Below are 18,641 nucleotides of genomic sequence, written 5' to 3' on the forward strand. Positions count from 1 at the left end.
AAAGTAAAGTGTGGCAGTCTAAAGAAAACTTAAAATTATGGGTTGTCCTTGTTAGATTGCCACGAGTTCTACAAACTCTTACAATGATAGAGAAAGACTCTCTAAAGTATCTAAAGTAACAAAGAAGGGTTAATAAAGAGCTAGAATGCCCCCCCCCCCCCATTATTAACTAAAATAGAAATAGGGGTGTTAAATAATAATGCAGTATTATGAAATTTTAGATTCAATAAGTTTTTCATATAGTCTCCCCCTTTCTTTATTATTTTTATTTAGAAGTTAAAAAATATTAGAATTTTGATTTTGGAATTCTAATATATGTTTTTTTAAATTTTAATTCATTATTTTTTATTTAGGAAATGTTTATTTGTTATATAAAAATAATAAAAAATTAATAAAAAGATGTATAAAAGAAGAGAATTTGAGTTAAGTTTATATATTTTAAAGATTTAAACTCTTTAACATTATGGGATTTTTAGGGGTAAAAGCTTGGTGTTTGGCTGTCAATATAGTTTTATTATTTAAAGCTTAAAGATTTTTTGGTTGTTTAATTAAAATTAGATTATCTTTGTAGTAAAATTTGCTCTTTAATTTGCAAGGGTAGTTGTATGGAAGAGATTAATGAAGCATTAGCATTAAAATATCGTCCTATGGATTTTGATGAGCTTGTGGGGCAAGAGGCAGTAAGCAAAACTCTCTCTTTGGCTTTAAATAGCAAACGCCTCTCCCATGCTTATTTGTTTTCAGGACTTAGAGGAAGCGGAAAGACTTCAAGTGCTAGAATTTTTGCAAGAGCATTGCAATGTGATGAGGGACCTAGAGCAAAGCCTTGTGGAGTGTGTGAAAATTGTATCGCAGCAAATCCTCATAAAATGAGGCATATTGATATTATTGAACTTGATGGTGCTTCTAGTCGTAAAATTGATGATATCCGTGATTTGATAGAGCAGACAAAATACCATCCAAGCATGGGACGATTTAAAATTTTTATTATTGATGAAGTTCATATGCTGACTAAAGAGGCGTTTAATGCACTTTTAAAGACTTTAGAAGAGCCTCCAAGTTATGTTAAATTTATCTTAGCTACTACAGATCCTTTAAAGCTTCCTGCGACAATTCTTAGTAGGACACAGCATTTTAGATTTAAAAGGATTTCAGAAAAGAGCATTTTAGAACATTTGAAAATGATTTTACAAAAAGAGGGCGTAGAATATCAAGAAGAAGCGTTAAATATGCTAATTAGGAGCGGTTCTGGTTCTCTCCGTGATACACTTACTTTACTAGATCAAGCCATTATTTATTCTAATTATAATATCACGCAAAATGTGTGTGCAAATATGCTAGGTTTAATCAATCCACAAAGTTTAAATGAATTAATGGATGCGGTTTTTAGAGAGGATAAAGAAGAGATTTTGCAAAAAATTGAAGGTTTTTTTGAATATGAATGCGAAATGCTCTTAGATGAGCTTAGTATTTTTTTAAAAGAAAAGCTAATCCAAGGCAATGATGAACGCTTCAATACGATGATTATTGATAGGTTTTTGCGAATTTTAGCACAGGCAAAGCAATTATTATTTTTAGGTAGTGAAGATAGCTTTGTGCTAACTCTTAGTGTATTTAAGATGTTAGAAGCACTTAAGGTTAAGAAGATTGATAAGATGATAGAAGAGCTTCAAAAGGGTGTTTATGAGGAGTTGCCCCATAGTGTTAAAATGCCTCTAAACACAGTTTCTAGCCAAAATGAAAACATACAAACAAACAAGATAACACAGCAACAAAAACCCAAAGAAGAGCTTAGTAATCCTTTAAATAATGCCAAAGAGCTTTTTAGCCTCTTAGTTCAAAAACTTTATGAGCGAAGCTATGATTTGGGGAAGTGCTTTGAAGATAATATAGAATTTATTTCTTTTGAAAGCGGGGAGCTAACTTGGGCAAGTAGTGCTAAAGATGAAGCTAAAGAACGCTTGAGAAATGCTTATAGCGTGATTAAGGGTTGCGTATTTGATATTTTTGGTTTGCAAACACAGATTAAAGCTGTGCCAAAGGAAATTAAAGCTCAAAATGAAAATATAGAAGCACAAAAAATACCCCAAAAAGAAACCGATGAAAATAAAGCAATAGAAGCAACTAAAAATGAAAGCTCGCTTCAAGAAGCTTCATTTTTGCAGGAAGATTTACAAGTAACGCAAGATTTAGAAAATCTACAAACCAAAGAAGATAAAGAGGAGCAAAAAGAAATAGCTACCCCACAAGAAGAGTTAAAAAGCATTCCGCAAGAAGCAAAAAACACGGTGCAACAAGAAGTAAATGAGGCATTAGAACTCCCTTTATTGCAAAGTGCTAAGACAATGCTAGGTATTAAGCAAATTAAGGTGCGTCCAAGGAGTGATTTAAATGGAAATTAAATTAAGTGAAGAAGAATTGGATAGATTATGTGAATGTATTGCTTTAAGAGAAAATAAAGGAGTTTATCTTATAGAAGGTAAATTGGGCAGTGGAAAGACAGCTTTAGTAAAGCAGTTTGTAAAGCATTTAGGAAGTGATGCAAGCGTAACTTCTCCCACTTATGTATTATGTAATCACTATGGAAACGGAATTTATCATTATGATATTTATCATAAGAAAGTTGCAGAGCTTATGGCATTAGGTATTTTAGAAGAATTTGAAAAAGAGGGGTGGCATTTTGTAGAGTGGGGAGGTGATGATCTTGCTAGAACGCTAGATGTAGTAATGATCCCCTATAAGCGTTTAAAAATAGAAATGGAGGGAGATTTTAGAAAATACATTTTTAAATAAAAAAAGTGTAGAATTAGTCAAATAAATTTGAGGTGAATATGCATAAACTAGAGGCAAAAAAAATAACAAAAACCATTAAAAAAACAAAAATTATTTCTGACATATCTTTAGAGGTTAAAAGTGGAGAAATTGTCGGATTATTAGGGCCTAATGGAGCTGGGAAAACGACAAGTTTTTATATGATTTGTGGGCTTTTATCTCCTACAAAAGGAAATATTTATTTTGATAGTTTGGATATTACACGCCTTAGTTTGCATAAACGCTCGCAACTTGGAATTGGATATTTGCCTCAAGAGTCTAGTGTTTTTAAGGATTTAAGTGTAGAGGAGAATTTACTAATTGCTGCAGAACTTGCCATAAAAGATGAAAAAGAGCGTTTGAAGCGGATTGAAGAACTTTTGGAAGATTTTAATATTGAACCAATTAGAAATCGTAAAGGAATTAATCTAAGTGGTGGCGAAAGAAGAAGGGTGGAGATTGCAAGGGCACTTGTAAAAAAACCTAAATTTATTCTTTTAGATGAGCCATTTGCTGGGGTGGATCCCATAGCGGTTCAAGATATTCAAAACATTATCCAAAAGCTTTTAGAGTTTGATATAGGGGTTTTGATTACAGATCATAATGTGCGAGAAACGCTTAATGTATGCCATAAGGCTTATGTGATTAATAAGGGTATGTTATTAGCTAGTGGAAGTTCCAAAGAGATTTATCAAAATGAATTAGTAAGAAAACATTATTTAGGAGATAATTTTAAATTATGAAGCTAAGAACCAATGTTTCTGCAAATGTTAAAAACAAGCTATCTTCTACACTAAAGAGTTGGTTGCCGATTTTACAGAGCGGGGCAAGTGAGCTTGAAGAAACATTGGGGGAGTTTTCTAAGGAAAATCCTTATATTGAAGTGCAATCGCAAATTAGCACAGATTTTTCTTCGCAAAAGAAAAAAAGGGAGGCTAATACTCCAAAACGAGGAAGTTCTCTTGATGTGATTGAGCGTTTTTGTATTGAAGAAAAGAGCTTGGAAGAAGAATTGTTAGATCAAATCAATCCTCCTCTTTTTCCTACAAAAATTTCCCAAGAGATTGCAAAATCTATTATTGAATCCATAGATGAGGAAGGTTACTTTGTTGGTGATTATGCTAAGATTGCCACTACACATCAAGTGGAGATTAGGGAAGTGGAAAAAATAAGGGAGCGTTTTGCTTATTTGGATCCACCTGGAATTGCTGCAAGAGATTTGATTGAATCTTTTCATTTTCAGTTGGAAAATATGGATGTAGAGCCTCATATCTGGGAGAGTGCAAAAAAGATTTTAAGCGATTTGGCAAACCATATAAATTTTAAAGATATTCCTTATTATAAGGAAGCTATGCGAGTGATTGCAAGTTTTAAAAATCCTCCTGCACTTGATTATTGCGAGAAAGAAGCGGCGATTATTCCAGATATTTTAGTGTTGCAAGAGGCAAACAATATTGAAGTGCAAATTAATGATAAGTATTATCCAAGCATTGAAATACAAACATATAATAAAGAGGGCAAAGAGAAGCTAAAAGATGATTTTGTGAAGACTAAGATTAAAGAGGCGCGCGATTTGGTGGATGCACTAGAGATGAGAAAGGCAACACTTTATAAAATAGGGCTTATGATTGTAGAATATCAATATGATTTTTTTATGGGGGGCGAGATTAAGCCTATGAAGTTAAAGGATTTAGCAGAAGAATTTAATCATGCACCAAGCACGATTTCAAGAGCGATTTCTAATAAATTTTTGGAATGTGCTAGAGGGATTTTTCCTCTTAAAAATTTCTTTGCAACGGCGCTAGATGAGGATATGGCAAATACTACTATTAAAGATTTTGTAGCAGATCTTATTAAAAACGAAAATAAGCAAAAACCTTTAAGCGATAATAAAATTTTGCAACTCATTGAAGAGAAGTTTAATATAAAAATCGTAAGACGCACCATCACAAAATACCGTGCACAGCTTAATATTGCTAGTTCTTCAGAGCGTAAAAAACTCTATAAAATGTCTTATTGACTTCATATTGGCTTTATTTTTGATTCACGCTTACTTTATAGAGTGTAATTATAATTGCACCATAAATTTACAACAAGGAGTTTTGTTATGAAAACAAAATTTATGGCAATTTTGCTTAGTGGAATTTTAGGTGCAGGTTTTGCTTATGCAGTGGATTTTTCTAAAGTCAATAACCAACAATTAATTGATATGGCTGGGACAGTTAAGCCTAAAGATTATCCAGATTATAGAATTGAGGTTAATAAGAGAATTCAAGAAATGAAAGTAAGTGAAGCAAGAGAATTTAGAGAAAAAATGCGTTTGCAAGCAAGAAGTGTTTATGATAAGATGAGTGTGGCAGAACATAGAGCATATAGAGATTCTATCCGTGAAGAAATGGATAAGAAAATACAAGGAATGAGTGAGCGTGAGTTTAGAGAGAGTGGATTAAGAAGAGGCGGAATACATGGAATGGGAATGCACCATCAAGGTGGATATAGAGGAAGTAGAGGAGATTGCTTAGGCAATGGTTATAGAACAAGATAAGGCTTTTTGCCTTATTTTAAGGAGTGTGATTTTTGAGTAGAATTTTATTACTAGAAGATGATAGATTACTTCAAGAAATTCTTGTAGAATGTTTGATAGAAGAGGGCTATGAAGTTGTGGCTTGTGAATGTGCTAATGAGGCACTTTCTAAATCTTATGAAGAGCATTTTGATGTTTTATTGCTAGATGTTATGGTGCAAAATGGTAATGGATTTGAGGTTTTAAAAGAAATTAGAGAAAGAGGAGAGCAGACGCCTGCGATTTTTATTACTGCTTTAAATCAAATCAAAGATTTAGAAATTGGCTTTAAAAGTGGCTGTGATGATTATTTAAAAAAGCCTTTTGAGCTAAAGGAATTATTATTGCGTTTAGGGGCAATTTTAAAGCGTCAATATAAAGAAGAAAGGGTAGATTTTGGCAATGGATATGAATTTGATTGCCATGAGGGGACTTTGTATTATTTAAAAAAGCCTCATAAATTTTCTTCTAAAGAAAGGGAGCTTTTAAAATTGCTTTTACAAAACCAAAATAGCTTTGTGAGTTTGGAGAAAATCTATCAAAATCTCTGGGGATTTGATGAGGAGCCAAGCGAATTAAGTCTAAGAGTTTATATTAAAAATTTACGAAAAATTGTAGGCAAAGATCATATTTTAACACGCAGAGGAGAGGGGTATTGTTATTACGCTTAACTGATGGCAAAAAGACTATTTTAAATATTTTAAGTCTTTATTTGATTACAAGTTGTGTGCTTCTTGGGATTTTTTTTTATAGTTGGTATCAAAAAGAAAAAGAAGTGATTATTGATGATAAGATTTTGGAGCTAAGAGAACTTTCGCATAGTTTTATTACACATCTTTATGATCATTTAAAAGAGGGAGAGCAGGATTTTTTAAAACTTTTAGAAGAAACTTCTTTAGAGCTTCAAATACCTTTTGGGATTGCAAATGCAAGAGGGAATGTGCTTTTTAGCACTCTAGAGCGTTTTAAAAAGGGAGATAATATCCAAGAGTTTATTTCTTATCAAGATATTGAAAAAAAGCATAGAGCGCATAATGATAAAATTATTAAAGTTGAAAATGATACATTTTTGCTAACCCAAAGGGCAGGGGGAAGGTTTTGGAGGTTTGTGCGAACACAGCTAGATGAAGAAAGTGGAGATTTTTATAAAGGTGGAGGTTATTTGATTTTTAAAGCGGGTGGAATTATGGATTCTTTGCTTGCTTTGTGGATTAAAATGGCTTTTTGGTTTTTTTGTGCAGTTATGGGAATTTTAGCAGTTGCCTATTTTTTAGTGAAATTGAGCTTAAAACCTCTTAGTGAAAAAATTACCTCCTTGAATGCTTTTATTAAAGACTCTACGCATGAGATTAATACTCCTTTGAGTGTAATTTTAATGAGTGTAGAACGCATTAAAGAAGAGAAATTAGAGCCACAAGATTTGCAGAAGTTTAAAAGAATTAAAATGGCAGCTAAAACACTTAGTCAAATCTATGAGGATCTTGTGTATTACAATTTTCCTCATTTGATGGAGGGCAAGAATGAGAAGATTGATTTAAAACAGCTTTTGAGCGAGAGGGTTGATTATTTTATGCCTTTTTATCAGCAAAAAAACATAGATTTTAGTGCAAATTTACAAGAAAGTAGCATTGTTGCTAGTAGGACAAAAATTGCTAGAGTGGTGGATAATCTTTTAGATAATGCCTTTAAATACACTAATGTAGGTGGTAAAGTGCATTTAAATTTGACTAAAAATACCTTAAGTGTAATTGATAATGGTTGCGGGATTAAAAAAGAGGATCAAAAAAGGATTTTTGAACGCTATGTGAGGAGTAATGAGGAGCAGGGAGGTTTTGGTATAGGGCTATCTATTGTCAAAAAAATTTGCAATGCTTATAAGATAGAAATTACTTGTAAAAGCGAAGTGGGAAAAGGGAGTGAGTTTATTTTAAAATGGTAAAAAACTAAGATAGTTGGTGTTGTTCCATTGAAATGCTTATTCCCTAGATTTGCTTCTTTACTGCCTGTTTGATATAAAAAGAAAATCTAAAGAGAGAATAAGTGTAGTATATTTAAAGAGATAATATAAAAATCTTAAAAATGTCCCTAAGCTTTTAAATCTAGTGATAAAAGTATGTGAAGTTATAAAGAACTAATTGATGGGCTATGAAGCTATTTAAAAGATTTGAACTAATGCTTATAAAGACAGTCTAGGATAAATATAAGAGGAAAAGCTAAATAGAAATTTACTATTGCTACTAAAAATGCTTATGTTGCTTTAATGAGGGGAATAAAATTTAAAATCCTCTAACTTAGATGGTTTTATATTTTTTAAAAATAAAGACTAGAGGAGAAATATACAAAAGCAGAGATTTTTGTATTTTGAAAGATTGTGGTATATGAATTATGGAAATGCAATTTAAAATGATAAGTTTTAAAAAAATGCAGAAAGAGGAGGCTAAAAGCCACCAAAATATCTCACCGCACCTATTTTTTTATCCACATTACTAAGAAGTTTTGCATTTTCGCTGTTTAAATTTGAATTTTGTATAAGCTCATTAGTGATGTTGGAATCCAAGCTGGGATTGAGTTTTTGTAGCAAGTCAAATCCTATTTTTTCTTGTTTGTTTAAAATGCCATTTTCATACATTGCCTCACCTAGCTTTTGTGTGTTGTTTGGATTTTTTATCTCTGCTTCAAAGCTAGAAGCAAAGCTTTGGATTTTAGCAAGTTCATTGCTACTCTCAAAAGTATCTTGTATAAGGCTAGGATTAAAAAAAGTCCCTTGGGTAGAAAAAAGGCTAGAAGTCTCATTGATACTAGAAGTTTCTTCTATATTAAAAGAAGAGTTTCCGCTATTTTGTTTGGGGTAGCCAGAGATATTATTATCTTTATTATTGTATTGATTGTCATAAGCTTGACTTAAAAGCCCAAACATTCCTGCATTTTGATTATTTATATTCATTTTTGCCTACCTTGTTTTGGTTTGTTATCACAAGATAAGCAAAATGTATTCCAAAATTTTAGATTTTAATGGGAGCAGAAATTTGCAATTCTTTCAATCCCTCTTTCTATGCTTGCTAAATCAGTAGCAAAGGAAAATCTAAAATATCCCTCCATTCCAAAGCCAATTCCTGGAACTACTGCAACCCCTTCTTTTTCTAAGAGTTCTTTGCAAAATTTCATAGAATCTTGCTCAATTTTAGAACAATTTACAAAAAGATAAAAAGCACCATCAGGCACAATTACATTAAGTCCGCTAATTGCATTGAATTTAGTTGCTGCAATATCGCGTCTTTGTTTAAAGGCTAGTCTCATTTTTTCAATATCTTCATCTGCACTTCCATTAAGGCCTAAAATAGATGCTTTTTGTGTGATAGAATTGATATTGGAGATACTTTGGCTTTGGAGATTATTGATTAAAGAACGCAATTTTTTATCTTTAGTGGCAAGATAGCCCATACGCCAACCAGTCATGGCTACTGCTTTACTTAAGCCATTAACGGTGATAGTGCGTTCCATCATATCAGCATTTATACTAGCAGTTGAAGTAAATTTTCCTTCATATACAAGCTTTTCATAAATTTCATCACTTACAACCCAAATATTTGTGCCTTTTAAAACTTCACCTAAGCCTTCTAACTCTTCTTTACTATAAACCATACCCGTAGGATTGGAAGGTGTTGTTAGGACAAGCATTTTGGTTTTGGGTGTGATAGCAGCCTTTAGTTCCTCTTTTGTAATTTTGAATTTATTTTCTTCTTTGGTGTGGATAAAGATATTTTTTCCACCACTATAAGTAACAAGTTCAGGATAGGTTACCCAATAAGGACTAGGAATGATTACTTCATCTCCCTCATCAATTAATGCTTGAAATACATTGAAAAGAGAGTGTTTAGCTCCGTTATTAACAATAATTTCATCATTGGTGTAGCTTAATTGATTATCTCTTAATAGTTTTTCTCTAATAGCATCTAAAAGTTCAGGGATACCAGCAACAGCTGTGTATTTTGTAAAACCATCTTCTAAAGCCTTAATAGCTGCATCTTTAATGACTTTAGGGGTATCAAAATCAGGTTCTCCTGCTGAAAAAGATAAAATATCTCTACCCTGTGCTTTTAGCTCACGCGCAAGTGTGCTAATAGCTATTGTAATAGATGAAGATAAGTTGCTAACGCGTTTTGAATACATAAGAAACTCCCAAAATATACTTAAATATGTGTTTGTAAATATAATCCTTTTTTACTTTTTTGTTTATTAAAAATAAAATAAAATTAAAGGATTTGTTTGAAATGCTTATTTTTGGAGGAATTTTTATAATATTAGCTCATTAAGCTTATAAAACTTTAGTCATTTAGACTAAAATATAGTGAATTTTTTTACTTAGATTATTGACAAAAGAGAAAAAACTAATTATAATTCCAAGCGTTTTAACAAAATAAAATTTTATGGAGGAATCCTAATGAATTTCAAACCACTTGGAGAGAGAGTCTTAGTAGAAAGACTTGAGGAAGATACAAAAACTGCTTCTGGAATTATTATCCCTGATAATGCAAAAGAAAAGCCATTAATGGGTGTAGTAAAAGCTATTGGAAGCGAAGTAAAAGAAGTAAATGTGAATGATAAAATTGTATTTGGTAAATATTCTGGCACAGAAGTAAAACTAGATGGAAAAGAGTATTTAATTTTAAAAATAGAAGATGTTTTAGGTGTTTTAGCTTAATTTTTAAGGAGTAAGATATGGCAAGTAAAGAAATTAATTTTTCAGATAACGCAAGAAATAGACTATATGAAGGTGTAAAGCAACTAAGCGATGCTGTTAAAGTAACAATGGGGCCAAGAGGAAGAAATGTTTTAATCCAAAAAAGCTTTGGTGCTCCAAGTATTACAAAAGATGGCGTATCAGTTGCTAAAGAAATTGAACTAGCAGATCCTATTGCAAATATGGGAGCTCAACTTGTAAAAGAAGTAGCAAGTAAAACTGCAGACGCAGCAGGTGATGGAACTACAACTGCAACAGTTCTAGCATATAGTATCTTTAAAGAGGGATTAAGAAACATAACAGCAGGTGCAAATCCAGTAGAAGTAAAAAGAGGTATGGATAAAGCAGCTGAAGCTATTACAGAAGAGTTAAGAAAAATTTCTAAGCCAGTTTCTGGTAAGAAAGAAATTGCACAAGTTGCATCAATTTCTGCAAACTCTGATGTAAAAGTGGGTGATTTAATCGCTGAAGCTATGGAAAAAGTTGGCAAAGATGGTGTTATTACAGTAGAAGAAGCCAAGGGAATCAATGATGAGTTAAGCGTTGTTGAAGGTATGCAATTTGATAGAGGCTATTTGAGCCCTTATTTTGTGACAAATAGCGACAAAATGGAAGCAGAGCTAGATCATCCTTATATTCTTCTAACAGATAAAAAAATCACTTCTATGAAAGATATTTTACCTCTTTTAGAATCTACAATGAAAAGTGGTAAGCCACTTTTAATCATTGCTGAAGATATTGAAGGAGAAGCTTTAACAACTTTAGTAGTAAATAAGTTAAGAGGTGTATTGAATGTAGCAGCAGTTAAAGCTCCAGGATTTGGCGATAGAAGAAAAGAAATGCTAAAAGACATTGCTACTCTAACAGGTGGTGAAGTAATTAGCGAAGAGCTAGGCAAAACTTTAGAAAATGCAAGTATTGAAGATTTGGGACAAGCTGCAAGAATTGTAATTGACAAAGATAATACAACTATCGTAGATGGTGCAGGTGAGAAGAGTGCAGTAGAAGCTAGAGTAGCACAAATCAAAACTCAAATTGAAGCTACTACAAGCGATTATGATAGAGAAAAATTACAAGAAAGACTAGCAAAATTAAGCGGTGGTGTAGCAGTTATTAAGGTTGGTGCTGCAAGTGAAGTAGAAATGAAAGAGAAAAAAGACAGAGTAGATGATGCACTTTCAGCTACAAAAGCTGCGGTAGAAGAAGGAATTATCATTGGTGGTGGTGCTGCGCTAATTAGAGCTGCTGCTAAAGTTAATTTGGACTTAAGTGGTGATGAGAAAATCGGTTATGAAATCATCAAAAGAGCTATCAAAGCTCCAATCAAGCAAATTGCTACAAATGCAGGATTTGATGATGGCGTAGTAGTGAATAATGTAGAAAAAGATTCAAATGCAAATAATGGTTTTGATGCATCAAGTGGAAATTATGTAGATATGTTTGAAGCAGGTATTATTGATCCTCTAAAAGTAGCAAGAATTGCATTGCAAAATGCAGTATCGGTTTCAAGCTTACTTCTAACCACAGAAGCAACAGTGCATGAAATCAAAGAAGACAAACCAGCTATGCCTGATATGAGCGGTATGGGTGGAATGGGCGGTATGGGTGGAATGATGTAATTCCTACCCCCCCCCCCCTCATTTTTGCTTTTTAAAATACTCTTTCATTGAAAAAATGAAAAACTTATTCAAATTTAAATAAAATTTACTTATTTATGCTTTTTTAATATGCTAAATAAAACTTTAATTTTTTTAAAGAAAATTTTTAGAAATCTCTTTGGTGTAGCACTTTTTTATTAGAATATCTTTTGATTTTATGAAAATATTATGTTAATTTTGCATTTTATTTATAGTAATACTAAAATATATTAAATCTTATCTTATTTTAATACTTGAAGTTATATACTAATGGAAATTTTATTCAACCAACTTCGCACAGTGCAATTATGCAGGTAGCGGGGGGGGGGGGGATTTTATTAACTAGAAGAAGGGGAGTTTGGATGTTACCAGAAAAGAAGAAATTTAAAGTAATTGATCTTATCAAAGAGTTTGAGTTTTTTTCAGATAAACATTTAGGACCAAGTGATTTTAGGAAGCTTGGCTTTAATGAGGAATTGATTAAAGTAGTGATTGATGAATTACAAAATACACAAGGTTCTATTCCAAATGTTGGTGTCATTGCATGTCCTTCTTATATAAGAGAAAAGTTTGATGAAATGGATCAAGAGTATTATGGGCGTATCATCAATCTTTTCAAGAATTTTTCTAGTTTGCTTGAAAATAGAATGGTGCTTGTTTATGTGGATAATCTTTTAAATTTGGGGCATAGCTATGAGGATTTGAGCGAAAAAGATCAAAAGTTGCTTTTTAGTCTTTTTGCAGCACATGATTTGTATAATTCTATGAGAGATTTGTTAATTGCTAAGGGTTCCATCACAAGAATAGTTAAAAGATTATGTCATGCTATGGAGGATTTTTATCCTAGTTTTAAGAAGCAGTTTGAGCGTTTTCATAGATATTAAGGGATTTTAAAATTTTTATTTATAGATAATATTATTTTTATATAAAGTATTTAAGTTAATATTTTTAATTAATTTTTGATAAAGTTTGTAGTAGTATTCTTGTAGAATTTTTTGGGAGTTTTTGGAATGCTTTTAGCAATGTATAACATCTTTGTGTTTATTTTTATTGGTTTTATGGCTAATAAAATGCGTCTTTTAGGAAATAAACATAGTGGAATTTTGCTAGGATTTTTAATAAATTTTGCATTACCTGCACAGGTTTTTAATGGCACTTACCATGCTCATATTGACACTTCATTTCTTATCTTATGTGTTGTATCTTTAGTGAGTAATTTTTGCGTAGGTGGTATTTTGTGGGCTATTGGAAGCTTTTTGAAGTTTGATAAAGCTACAAAAATCACTTTGAGTTTTATGGGAACGCTTGGTAATACCTTATATCTTGGTTTTCCCTTTGTGCAAGGGGCTTTAGGTGCAGATTATGCAAATATGGTAATTATTTATGATCAGTTTGTTACAGGTATTCCTTTTGCGTTTTTAGCGCCCATTGTATTAAGTATGAGTGGAAAAACTTCTTTTTCTATTGGAGGTGTTTTTAAAAAGCTCTTGAAAAGCCCTCTATTTTTAGCACTTCTTAGCGGGATATTTTTTAGATTGTTACCCTTTACAATTCCAGATGAATTTTTCTCTCCTTTAAAAGCATTGGCACAGACAGCAACACCAGTAGCATTATTTGCTATTGGAGTTCAGTTAAATCTTAAAGGGATTTTGGAATGGAAATATCCTGCATTGCTTTTAAGCACAAAAATGATTTTAGCACCCCTTATTTTATTTTTATTTGTAAAAATTTTTGTGGGCGACTTTTCAAACACGCATAAATTAGCATTGATTGAAGTGGCAATGCCTCCGCTTGTAAGTGGAGCTGCTATCATTTATAAAGCAGGTTTAAATGCAAAATTGGCTCTTAATTCTGTTACTTTTGGGATATTGGTAAGTTTTGTTTCTGTCCCTATTTGGCTTTATTTTGCATAAAATGTTTTATTTATTGCCATAAATTGTATTATTGACAAAGCCACAAAAACCAAAGCAAGTAATTTTGCTTTACATTGCTTAATAGTCTGCTTTATATTTATTAGGTATTTGTTAGATATTCATTTTATAAATATCTTTTAAATATTTAGCAAATATCCTTTAAAGCCTATCAATACTATTCAAAAGATTTTAAGATCTTAAAATAAAAGCATTTACTTTTAAATAGCCTATCAACACATTCTAAATATTTTAAAATTTTCCTTATCTAGTTTTATAGGTTTATATGTTTGATTGTTGCTAAGTAATTTAGGAGTTTCTCCTAGTATTAATCACATAAATACCTTTATTTTTAAAAGGTTTGTTTCTATCAATTACACAAATTGAACCCTCTTTTATAACTTCTTCCATGCTATCACCCAAACTTGTAATAAATTCACAATCTTTACTTTTAAAAAATCTAGTAATGTATTATCTATAATAATTTCTTGAAACTCTACAAACTCATTAATTCCTCCACCTCCTAAAGAAGCATTAGTCTTATAAAGCTTAAGGATTTTATACTTTTCCTCACAATCTAATATTTCTTTTATAGAACTTCCATAGAAAAAGTAATTAATACTAATATTTCTTTTATGCTTTTTAGTATTAAAGCATAAAATTTCAAATTGCAAGAAAAGCTTTTAAAACAAAGAAAATACAAACAAAAGAAGAATATTTGTGTTAGAAATCAAAGTGAAAAAGGTTGCACTTTGATTTTAAGCATAAAATGGCTTTAAGTTGAAAAGTGGTGTTATAATTTTAAAAGAAGTAATTTTTAGGAAATAAAAGTTTTATGGAGAATTTATTTTGTTTGCTTCTTGGAGTGAAAATAATTTACAATTTGTATTAAAATATCGTAAGCTTTAAGGGTTTTTGAGTAAAGTTAAATAAAACTTTATTGTTTTATACTGAAAATAAGAAAACTTTGCTAAGATAAGATAAAAATTTTTTAATCAAAAGGAAAAGAAATGTCGCAATATTCATTAGCTCATCCTTATTTTGGAGTTTTTGCAATTTTTGTTTTTACTTTTGTAGCATTTTTTGCTACCACCTTTCTTTCAAGATTTGTAGGGAGAAAATTAGCCAACAAAAACACACAAAAATTAAAATTATCTCCTTATGAGTGTGGTTTGGCTCCTACAAAACAGCCCAATCGCATTTCATCACAATTTTATTTAATGGCGCTTTTATTTATTCTTTTTGATGTAGAAGTGATTTTTATGTTTCCTTGGGCGGTGGATTTTAAAATCTTAGGCGTGTTTGGATTTGTAGAGATGATTTTATTTGTGTTACTTTTGGTAATAGGTTATGTATATGCATGGAGAAAAGGAGCATTGCAATGGCAGAGCATAAAGTAGATTATTTTAAAAATGCAGGCTTACCTATTGCACTTACAAGTGTAGATAAGCTTATTAATTGGGGGAGGAGCAATTCTTTATGGGCAATGACTTATGGATTAGCCTGTTGTGCGATTGAGATGATGGCAACGGGTGCTTCAAGATATGATTTTGATAGATTTGGAACAATTTTTAGAGCAAGTCCTAGACAAAGTGATGTGATGATTATTGCAGGGACTGTTACTAAAAAACATGCAGAATTTGTAAGAAGATTGTATGATCAAATGCCAGAACCTAAGTGGGTGATTTCTATGGGGAGTTGTGCAAATACGGGTGGAATGTTTAATACTTATGCGACTGTGCAAGGAGTAGATAGAATAATACCTGTAGATATTTATTTGCCTGGTTGTTCGCCAAGACCTGAAACCTTGCAATATGCTCTTATGGTTTTACAGCAAAAAATAAGAAAACAAAAGGCTTTTAGGGGAGTAGCCCCTAAGCGTCTTGTTTAGAAAGGGTTGATTTTGAGAGAACAAAAAATAAAAAGTAATGTGCAAAAGCAGGTTTATTATAAAGATAGATTTTATGTTGCTCCACAAATCCCTAAGCTAAGTTTTCAAGAAGATGAAAAATATGTTAAAGTTATCCAAGCCTTAGAATGTAAATTTAGTCTTGATGAGGCTTATTTGCAAAGAGGAACTTTAGTGGTGTGGGTAGATAAAGATAAAGTTGTAGAAATACTCTTAGAATTAAAAAAAATGGGTTATGATGTGCTTAGCGAGATGAGTGCTATAGACTATTTAGAAAAAAGAGGTGGATTTGAGATTTTTTACCAGCTTTTAAATATGGAGGATAAAAAACGCTTAAGGGTTAAAACCTTTTTGAAAAAAGGAGAGGAGCTACATACAGTAAGCCATATTTTTAAGAGTGCAAATTGGAGCGAGAGAGAAATGTATGATATGTTTGGTATCTTGCCTTTAAATCATCCTTATCCTAAGCGTATTTTAATGCCAGATGATTGGGTGGGACACCCTCTTTTAAAAAGCTATCCATTGCATGGAGATGAGCAAGCTAGATGGTATGAGGTGGATAAGATTTTTGGTCAAGAATACCGTGAAGTAATTGGAGAAGAGCAAAGAGATAGTGCAAGAATTGATCGTTATGATAGCCAAAGATTTTCTCATCTTGGTTATGAAGTGGGTTATGGAGAAAGCGTAATAGAGGGAGAAGAGAAAGAAAAACCTATTATGTATCAAGAAGAAGATGGAGTGCTTTTTGTCAAAAAGCTAGATACTTCTATAACAAAACAATTAGACAAAAGGAAATAAAATGCAACAGCCTAATAAATTAATGCCTTACTATGAGAATGTTGCATTTGATAGAATTAGCGATAGTATGATGGTGGTAAATTTTGGGCCACAACATCCAAGTGCACATGGTCAGCTAAGGCTTATTTTGGAATTAGAGGGAGAGAAGGTTATTAAAGCAACTCCTGATGTTGGTTATTTACATCGTGGAATGGAGAAAATGGCAGAAAATATGATTTATAATGAATTTTTGCCAACCACAGATAGAATGGATTATATTGCGGCAAGTTCTAATAATTATGCTTTTGCTTTGAGTGTGGAAAAGCTTTTGGGTATAGAAGTTCCAAGGCGTGCAAAAATAATTAGAACTATGCTTTTAGAGTTAAATCGCATTATTTCTCATCTTTTTTGGCTTGCTACACACGCACTTGATGTGGGTGCTATGAGTATTTTTCTTTATTGTTTTAGAGAAAGAGAGTTTGCTATTGATTTAATAGAAGATTATTGTGGGGCTAGACTTACGCATTCTAGCATTAGAATAGGAGGTGTGCCACTTCCTTTACCACAAGATTGGTGTGAGAAATTAAAGCATTTTTTAGATTCATTACCAGAGCAAATTGCTTTGTATGAGGGCATATTGAGTGAAAATCGTATTTGGAGAATGCGTTTAGAAAATGTAGGCATTGTAGATAAAGAAATGGCAAAAAGCTGGGGATTAAGCGGAGTGTTCTTAAGAGGTAGTGGAGTAGAGTGGGATATAAGAAAAGAAGAGCCTTATGAACTTTATGATGAGCTAAGCTTTGATGTGCCAACGGCTACTAGCTGTGATAGCTATGGGCGTTATTTATTATATATGGAAGAAATGCGACAGAGCATAAGGATACTCTATCAATTAATTGATAAATACAAGCAAACAGATGATACTCTTTTAATGTGTGAGGATACGCGGTATTTTTCAGCACCAAAAGAACAAATCATGACGCAAAATTATTCTTTAATGCAACATTTTGTGTTGGTAACTCAAGGAATGCGTCCTCCTGTGGGTGAAGTGTATGTTCCAACCGAATCTCCAAAAGGTGAACTTGGATTTTTTATTAAATCAGAAGGTGAGCCTTATCCTTATAGAGTTAAGATGCGAACCCCTAGCTTTTTTCATACGGGAGTTTTACAAGATTTATTGCCAGGGCATTATTTGGCAGATGTGGTTACAATTATTGGGAATACAAATATTGTTTTTGGGGAGATTGATCGATGAAAAGATTTGATTTAAGACATCTAAAAAATGACTTTTTAGGACGCTTAGAAGAGTTAATTACCCAAGAATTGCAAGTAAATGAAGTAGGAATTTTTTTATTGAGTGTAGAAGATTTTGAAAATGTGCAAAAAAGTGCAGATATAGTAAAAAAAACACAAAATGAGCTTTTAAACTCTTTGCGTTTTAATGAAGTAGATTGGACAATTGTGGTAAAAAGGGTAAAGCAATGAGCAAAGAGAAATTTTTGCAAACTTTTTTAGAAAGTGGTGGAGAGTTTTTAAATACTTCTTGTTTTTTAAAAGAGTTAAAAAAGAGCGATAGTTTGCTTTTGATGGGAGATTTTATAGAGAATTTTTATCAGCTTTTAAAAGATAAAGAATATAAAAAGGCAAGTTTATTCCATCCTTTATTTTTAAATCCCTATTCAAAAATAGAACATTGCCTGTATGAGTGTGAGTGCGAAGAGGCACTTTTGTTACTTTTGGCACATTTTTTGGTTAAAAATGGAAACACATTAGATGTAGATGTGGGTTACCTCTCTTCAGAAAGTAATTTAGCAGAAGAAGATTTAGAGGCTATTATTAATGAATTTAACGCAGGAGAAAATCAATATCTTGTAGTGGGTAAAGATTTTTATAATGTTAAAAATTCTTCTAGCCTTGCTAGAATTTTGGGTTTTATTGCAAGGAATTCTAAAATTAAAATTGTGCTTTTAGAAATGCCAGAAATTACAGATAAACCACAGATTAAAAAAGAAAGCATAGAATGTGATATTGAAGTTTCTAGTATGGATGGACTTGTTGTGTATGCACAAGAAAATACTAAGCTAGAAATGCCACTTTTGGAAGCTTCAGGGCAATTTAAAATTGTGAGTAAAATGCAAGAGGGCAAAAAATATTCCATTAAATTATCTAATTTAGAAGATGCTTTGGAGGTTGAATTTAGAGAAAATCCACAGATTAAAGGTATGGTAGCTATTCTATGGCTACCAAAAAATGATAAAAAAATATGTTATTGTAAAATAGAGAGGTAGCAAGT

Annotated in this window: 19 protein-coding genes and 1 pseudogene; 17 read left to right on the forward strand and 3 right to left on the reverse strand. The window is 31.9% G+C overall.

The genetic code is table 11. The features are described 5' to 3' along the window. The first annotated feature begins 605 nt into the window (after positions 1 to 605). From B6S12_RS06380 to B6S12_RS06410, 7 genes are all read left to right on the forward strand, one after another. Complete coding sequence (locus tag B6S12_RS06380) at positions 606 to 2,402, forward strand: DNA polymerase III subunit gamma/tau (RefSeq protein ID WP_111229971.1); 1,797 nt, start codon at positions 606 to 608, stop codon at positions 2,400 to 2,402. Then, positions 2,392 to 2,793 carry a tRNA (adenosine(37)-N6)-threonylcarbamoyltransferase complex ATPase subunit type 1 TsaE gene (gene tsaE, locus B6S12_RS06385; protein ID WP_111229972.1) on the forward strand — a complete coding sequence of 134 codons (402 nt, stop codon included), beginning with the start codon at positions 2,392 to 2,394 and terminating at the stop codon, positions 2,791 to 2,793. Before B6S12_RS06380 ends, tsaE begins: the two co-directional genes overlap by 11 nt. A 38-nt stretch (positions 2,794 to 2,831) precedes the next feature. Continuing rightward, entirely contained in the window at positions 2,832 to 3,554 is a 723-nt protein-coding gene (lptB, locus tag B6S12_RS06390; protein ID WP_111229973.1) for an LPS export ABC transporter ATP-binding protein, read from the forward strand. Beyond that, positions 3,551 to 4,831 carry an RNA polymerase factor sigma-54 gene (locus B6S12_RS06395; RefSeq protein WP_111229974.1) on the forward strand — a complete coding sequence of 427 codons (1,281 nt, stop codon included), beginning with the start codon at positions 3,551 to 3,553 and terminating at the stop codon, positions 4,829 to 4,831. The genes lptB and B6S12_RS06395 overlap by 4 nt, the downstream gene beginning before the upstream one ends. An 87-nt stretch (positions 4,832 to 4,918) precedes the next feature. Next, entirely contained in the window at positions 4,919 to 5,356 is a 438-nt protein-coding gene (locus B6S12_RS06400) for a DUF1104 domain-containing protein (RefSeq protein WP_111229975.1), read from the forward strand. A 32-nt stretch (positions 5,357 to 5,388) separates the two neighbouring features. Beyond that, entirely contained in the window at positions 5,389 to 6,045 is a 657-nt protein-coding gene (locus B6S12_RS06405) for a response regulator transcription factor (protein WP_111229976.1), read from the forward strand. Beyond that, a complete protein-coding gene (locus tag B6S12_RS06410; protein WP_111229977.1) occupies positions 6,030 to 7,313 on the forward strand; it encodes a sensor histidine kinase in 1,284 nt (427 codons plus the stop codon). The genes B6S12_RS06405 and B6S12_RS06410 overlap by 16 nt, the downstream gene beginning before the upstream one ends. Positions 7,314 to 7,811: 498 nt before the next feature. Here the strand turns inward: B6S12_RS06410 and B6S12_RS06415 are convergent, their stop codons facing one another. Beyond that, positions 7,812 to 8,318: a hypothetical protein gene (locus B6S12_RS06415; RefSeq protein ID WP_111229978.1), complete on the reverse strand. Its 507-nt coding sequence runs from the start codon at positions 8,316 to 8,318 to the stop codon at positions 7,812 to 7,814. 65 nt (positions 8,319 to 8,383) lie between these two features. Next, positions 8,384 to 9,544 (reverse strand): pyridoxal phosphate-dependent aminotransferase, encoded by a 1,161-nt coding sequence (locus B6S12_RS06420; RefSeq protein ID WP_111229979.1) that lies wholly within the window; start codon positions 9,542 to 9,544, stop codon positions 8,384 to 8,386. 271 nt (positions 9,545 to 9,815) lie between these two features. Here B6S12_RS06420 and groES point away from each other — a divergent pair, with 271 nt between their 5' ends. The 4 genes from groES (at position 9,816) to B6S12_RS06440 (ending at position 13,665) form a co-directional block, all read left to right on the forward strand. Then, complete coding sequence (gene groES / locus B6S12_RS06425) at positions 9,816 to 10,076, forward strand: co-chaperone GroES (protein WP_111229980.1); 261 nt, start codon at positions 9,816 to 9,818, stop codon at positions 10,074 to 10,076. A 17-nt stretch (positions 10,077 to 10,093) separates the two neighbouring features. Continuing rightward, positions 10,094 to 11,734 (forward strand): chaperonin GroEL, encoded by a 1,641-nt coding sequence (groL, locus tag B6S12_RS06430; RefSeq protein ID WP_111229981.1) that lies wholly within the window; start codon positions 10,094 to 10,096, stop codon positions 11,732 to 11,734. Positions 11,735 to 12,114: 380 nt separating this feature from the next. Then, positions 12,115 to 12,636, forward strand: a complete 522-nt coding sequence (locus tag B6S12_RS06435) for a hypothetical protein (protein ID WP_146239349.1) — start codon at positions 12,115 to 12,117, stop codon at positions 12,634 to 12,636. Positions 12,637 to 12,774: 138 nt separating this feature from the next. Beyond that, positions 12,775 to 13,665: an AEC family transporter gene (locus B6S12_RS06440; RefSeq protein ID WP_245892565.1), complete on the forward strand. Its 891-nt coding sequence runs from the start codon at positions 12,775 to 12,777 to the stop codon at positions 13,663 to 13,665. Positions 13,666 to 13,983: 318 nt separating this feature from the next. Here the strand turns inward: B6S12_RS06440 and B6S12_RS06445 are convergent. After that, positions 13,984 to 14,300 (reverse strand): annotated as a pseudogene (locus tag B6S12_RS06445) (S24 family peptidase); the annotation flags it as partial. A 372-nt stretch (positions 14,301 to 14,672) separates the two neighbouring features. Here B6S12_RS06445 and B6S12_RS06450 point away from each other — a divergent pair. The 6 genes from B6S12_RS06450 to B6S12_RS06475 are packed head-to-tail and all read left to right on the forward strand — an operon-like array spanning position 14,673 to position 18,636. Continuing rightward, positions 14,673 to 15,062 carry an NAD(P)H-quinone oxidoreductase subunit 3 gene (locus tag B6S12_RS06450; protein WP_111229984.1) on the forward strand — a complete coding sequence of 130 codons (390 nt, stop codon included), beginning with the start codon at positions 14,673 to 14,675 and terminating at the stop codon, positions 15,060 to 15,062. Next, positions 15,044 to 15,553, forward strand: a complete 510-nt coding sequence (locus tag B6S12_RS06455) for a NuoB/complex I 20 kDa subunit family protein (RefSeq protein WP_111229985.1) — start codon at positions 15,044 to 15,046, stop codon at positions 15,551 to 15,553. The genes B6S12_RS06450 and B6S12_RS06455 overlap by 19 nt, the downstream gene beginning before the upstream one ends. 12 nt (positions 15,554 to 15,565) lie before the next feature. Next, positions 15,566 to 16,369 (forward strand): NADH-quinone oxidoreductase subunit C, encoded by an 804-nt coding sequence (locus B6S12_RS06460; RefSeq protein WP_111229986.1) that lies wholly within the window; start codon positions 15,566 to 15,568, stop codon positions 16,367 to 16,369. 1 nt (position 16,370) lies between these two features. Further along, positions 16,371 to 17,603: an NADH dehydrogenase (quinone) subunit D gene (nuoD, locus tag B6S12_RS06465; RefSeq protein WP_111229987.1), complete on the forward strand. Its 1,233-nt coding sequence runs from the start codon at positions 16,371 to 16,373 to the stop codon at positions 17,601 to 17,603. Then, entirely contained in the window at positions 17,600 to 17,833 is a 234-nt protein-coding gene (locus B6S12_RS06470) for an NADH-ubiquinone oxidoreductase subunit E family protein (protein ID WP_111229988.1), read from the forward strand. The genes nuoD and B6S12_RS06470 overlap by 4 nt, the downstream gene beginning before the upstream one ends. Continuing rightward, the gene (locus tag B6S12_RS06475; protein ID WP_111229989.1) at positions 17,830 to 18,636 is read left to right on the forward strand and encodes a hypothetical protein; all 807 of its coding nucleotides are present in this window, start codon (positions 17,830 to 17,832) and stop codon (positions 18,634 to 18,636) included. Before B6S12_RS06470 ends, B6S12_RS06475 begins: the two co-directional genes overlap by 4 nt. Positions 18,637 to 18,641: the final 5 nt, after the last annotated feature.

Origin of the sequence: Helicobacter valdiviensis (genome assembly GCF_003245365.1) — a bacterium.
GTDB classification, from domain to species: domain Bacteria; phylum Campylobacterota; class Campylobacteria; order Campylobacterales; family Helicobacteraceae; genus Helicobacter_D; species Helicobacter_D valdiviensis.

Excerpts from the sequence above, each read along its gene's own strand:
- B6S12_RS06380 (WP_111229971.1), top strand. The coding sequence starts at position 606 with ATGGAAGAGATTAATGAAGCATTAGCATTAAAATATCGTCCTATGGAT.
- tsaE (WP_111229972.1), top strand. The coding sequence starts at position 2,392 with ATGGAAATTAAATTAAGTGAAGAAGAATTGGATAGATTATGTGAATGT.
- lptB (WP_111229973.1), top strand. The coding sequence starts at position 2,832 with ATGCATAAACTAGAGGCAAAAAAAATAACAAAAACCATTAAAAAAACA.
- B6S12_RS06395 (WP_111229974.1), top strand. The coding sequence starts at position 3,551 with ATGAAGCTAAGAACCAATGTTTCTGCAAATGTTAAAAACAAGCTATCT.
- B6S12_RS06400 (WP_111229975.1), top strand. The coding sequence starts at position 4,919 with ATGAAAACAAAATTTATGGCAATTTTGCTTAGTGGAATTTTAGGTGCA.
- B6S12_RS06415 (WP_111229978.1), bottom strand. The coding sequence starts at position 8,318 with ATGAATATAAATAATCAAAATGCAGGAATGTTTGGGCTTTTAAGTCAA.
- B6S12_RS06420 (WP_111229979.1), bottom strand. The coding sequence starts at position 9,544 with ATGTATTCAAAACGCGTTAGCAACTTATCTTCATCTATTACAATAGCT.
- groES (WP_111229980.1), top strand. The coding sequence starts at position 9,816 with ATGAATTTCAAACCACTTGGAGAGAGAGTCTTAGTAGAAAGACTTGAG.
- groL (WP_111229981.1), top strand. The coding sequence starts at position 10,094 with ATGGCAAGTAAAGAAATTAATTTTTCAGATAACGCAAGAAATAGACTA.
- B6S12_RS06435 (WP_146239349.1), top strand. The coding sequence starts at position 12,115 with ATGTTACCAGAAAAGAAGAAATTTAAAGTAATTGATCTTATCAAAGAG.
- B6S12_RS06440 (WP_245892565.1), top strand. The coding sequence starts at position 12,775 with ATGTATAACATCTTTGTGTTTATTTTTATTGGTTTTATGGCTAATAAA.
- B6S12_RS06450 (WP_111229984.1), top strand. The coding sequence starts at position 14,673 with ATGTCGCAATATTCATTAGCTCATCCTTATTTTGGAGTTTTTGCAATT.
- B6S12_RS06455 (WP_111229985.1), top strand. The coding sequence starts at position 15,044 with ATGGCAGAGCATAAAGTAGATTATTTTAAAAATGCAGGCTTACCTATT.
- nuoD (WP_111229987.1), top strand. The coding sequence starts at position 16,371 with ATGCAACAGCCTAATAAATTAATGCCTTACTATGAGAATGTTGCATTT.
- B6S12_RS06470 (WP_111229988.1), top strand. The coding sequence starts at position 17,600 with ATGAAAAGATTTGATTTAAGACATCTAAAAAATGACTTTTTAGGACGC.
- B6S12_RS06475 (WP_111229989.1), top strand. The coding sequence starts at position 17,830 with ATGAGCAAAGAGAAATTTTTGCAAACTTTTTTAGAAAGTGGTGGAGAG.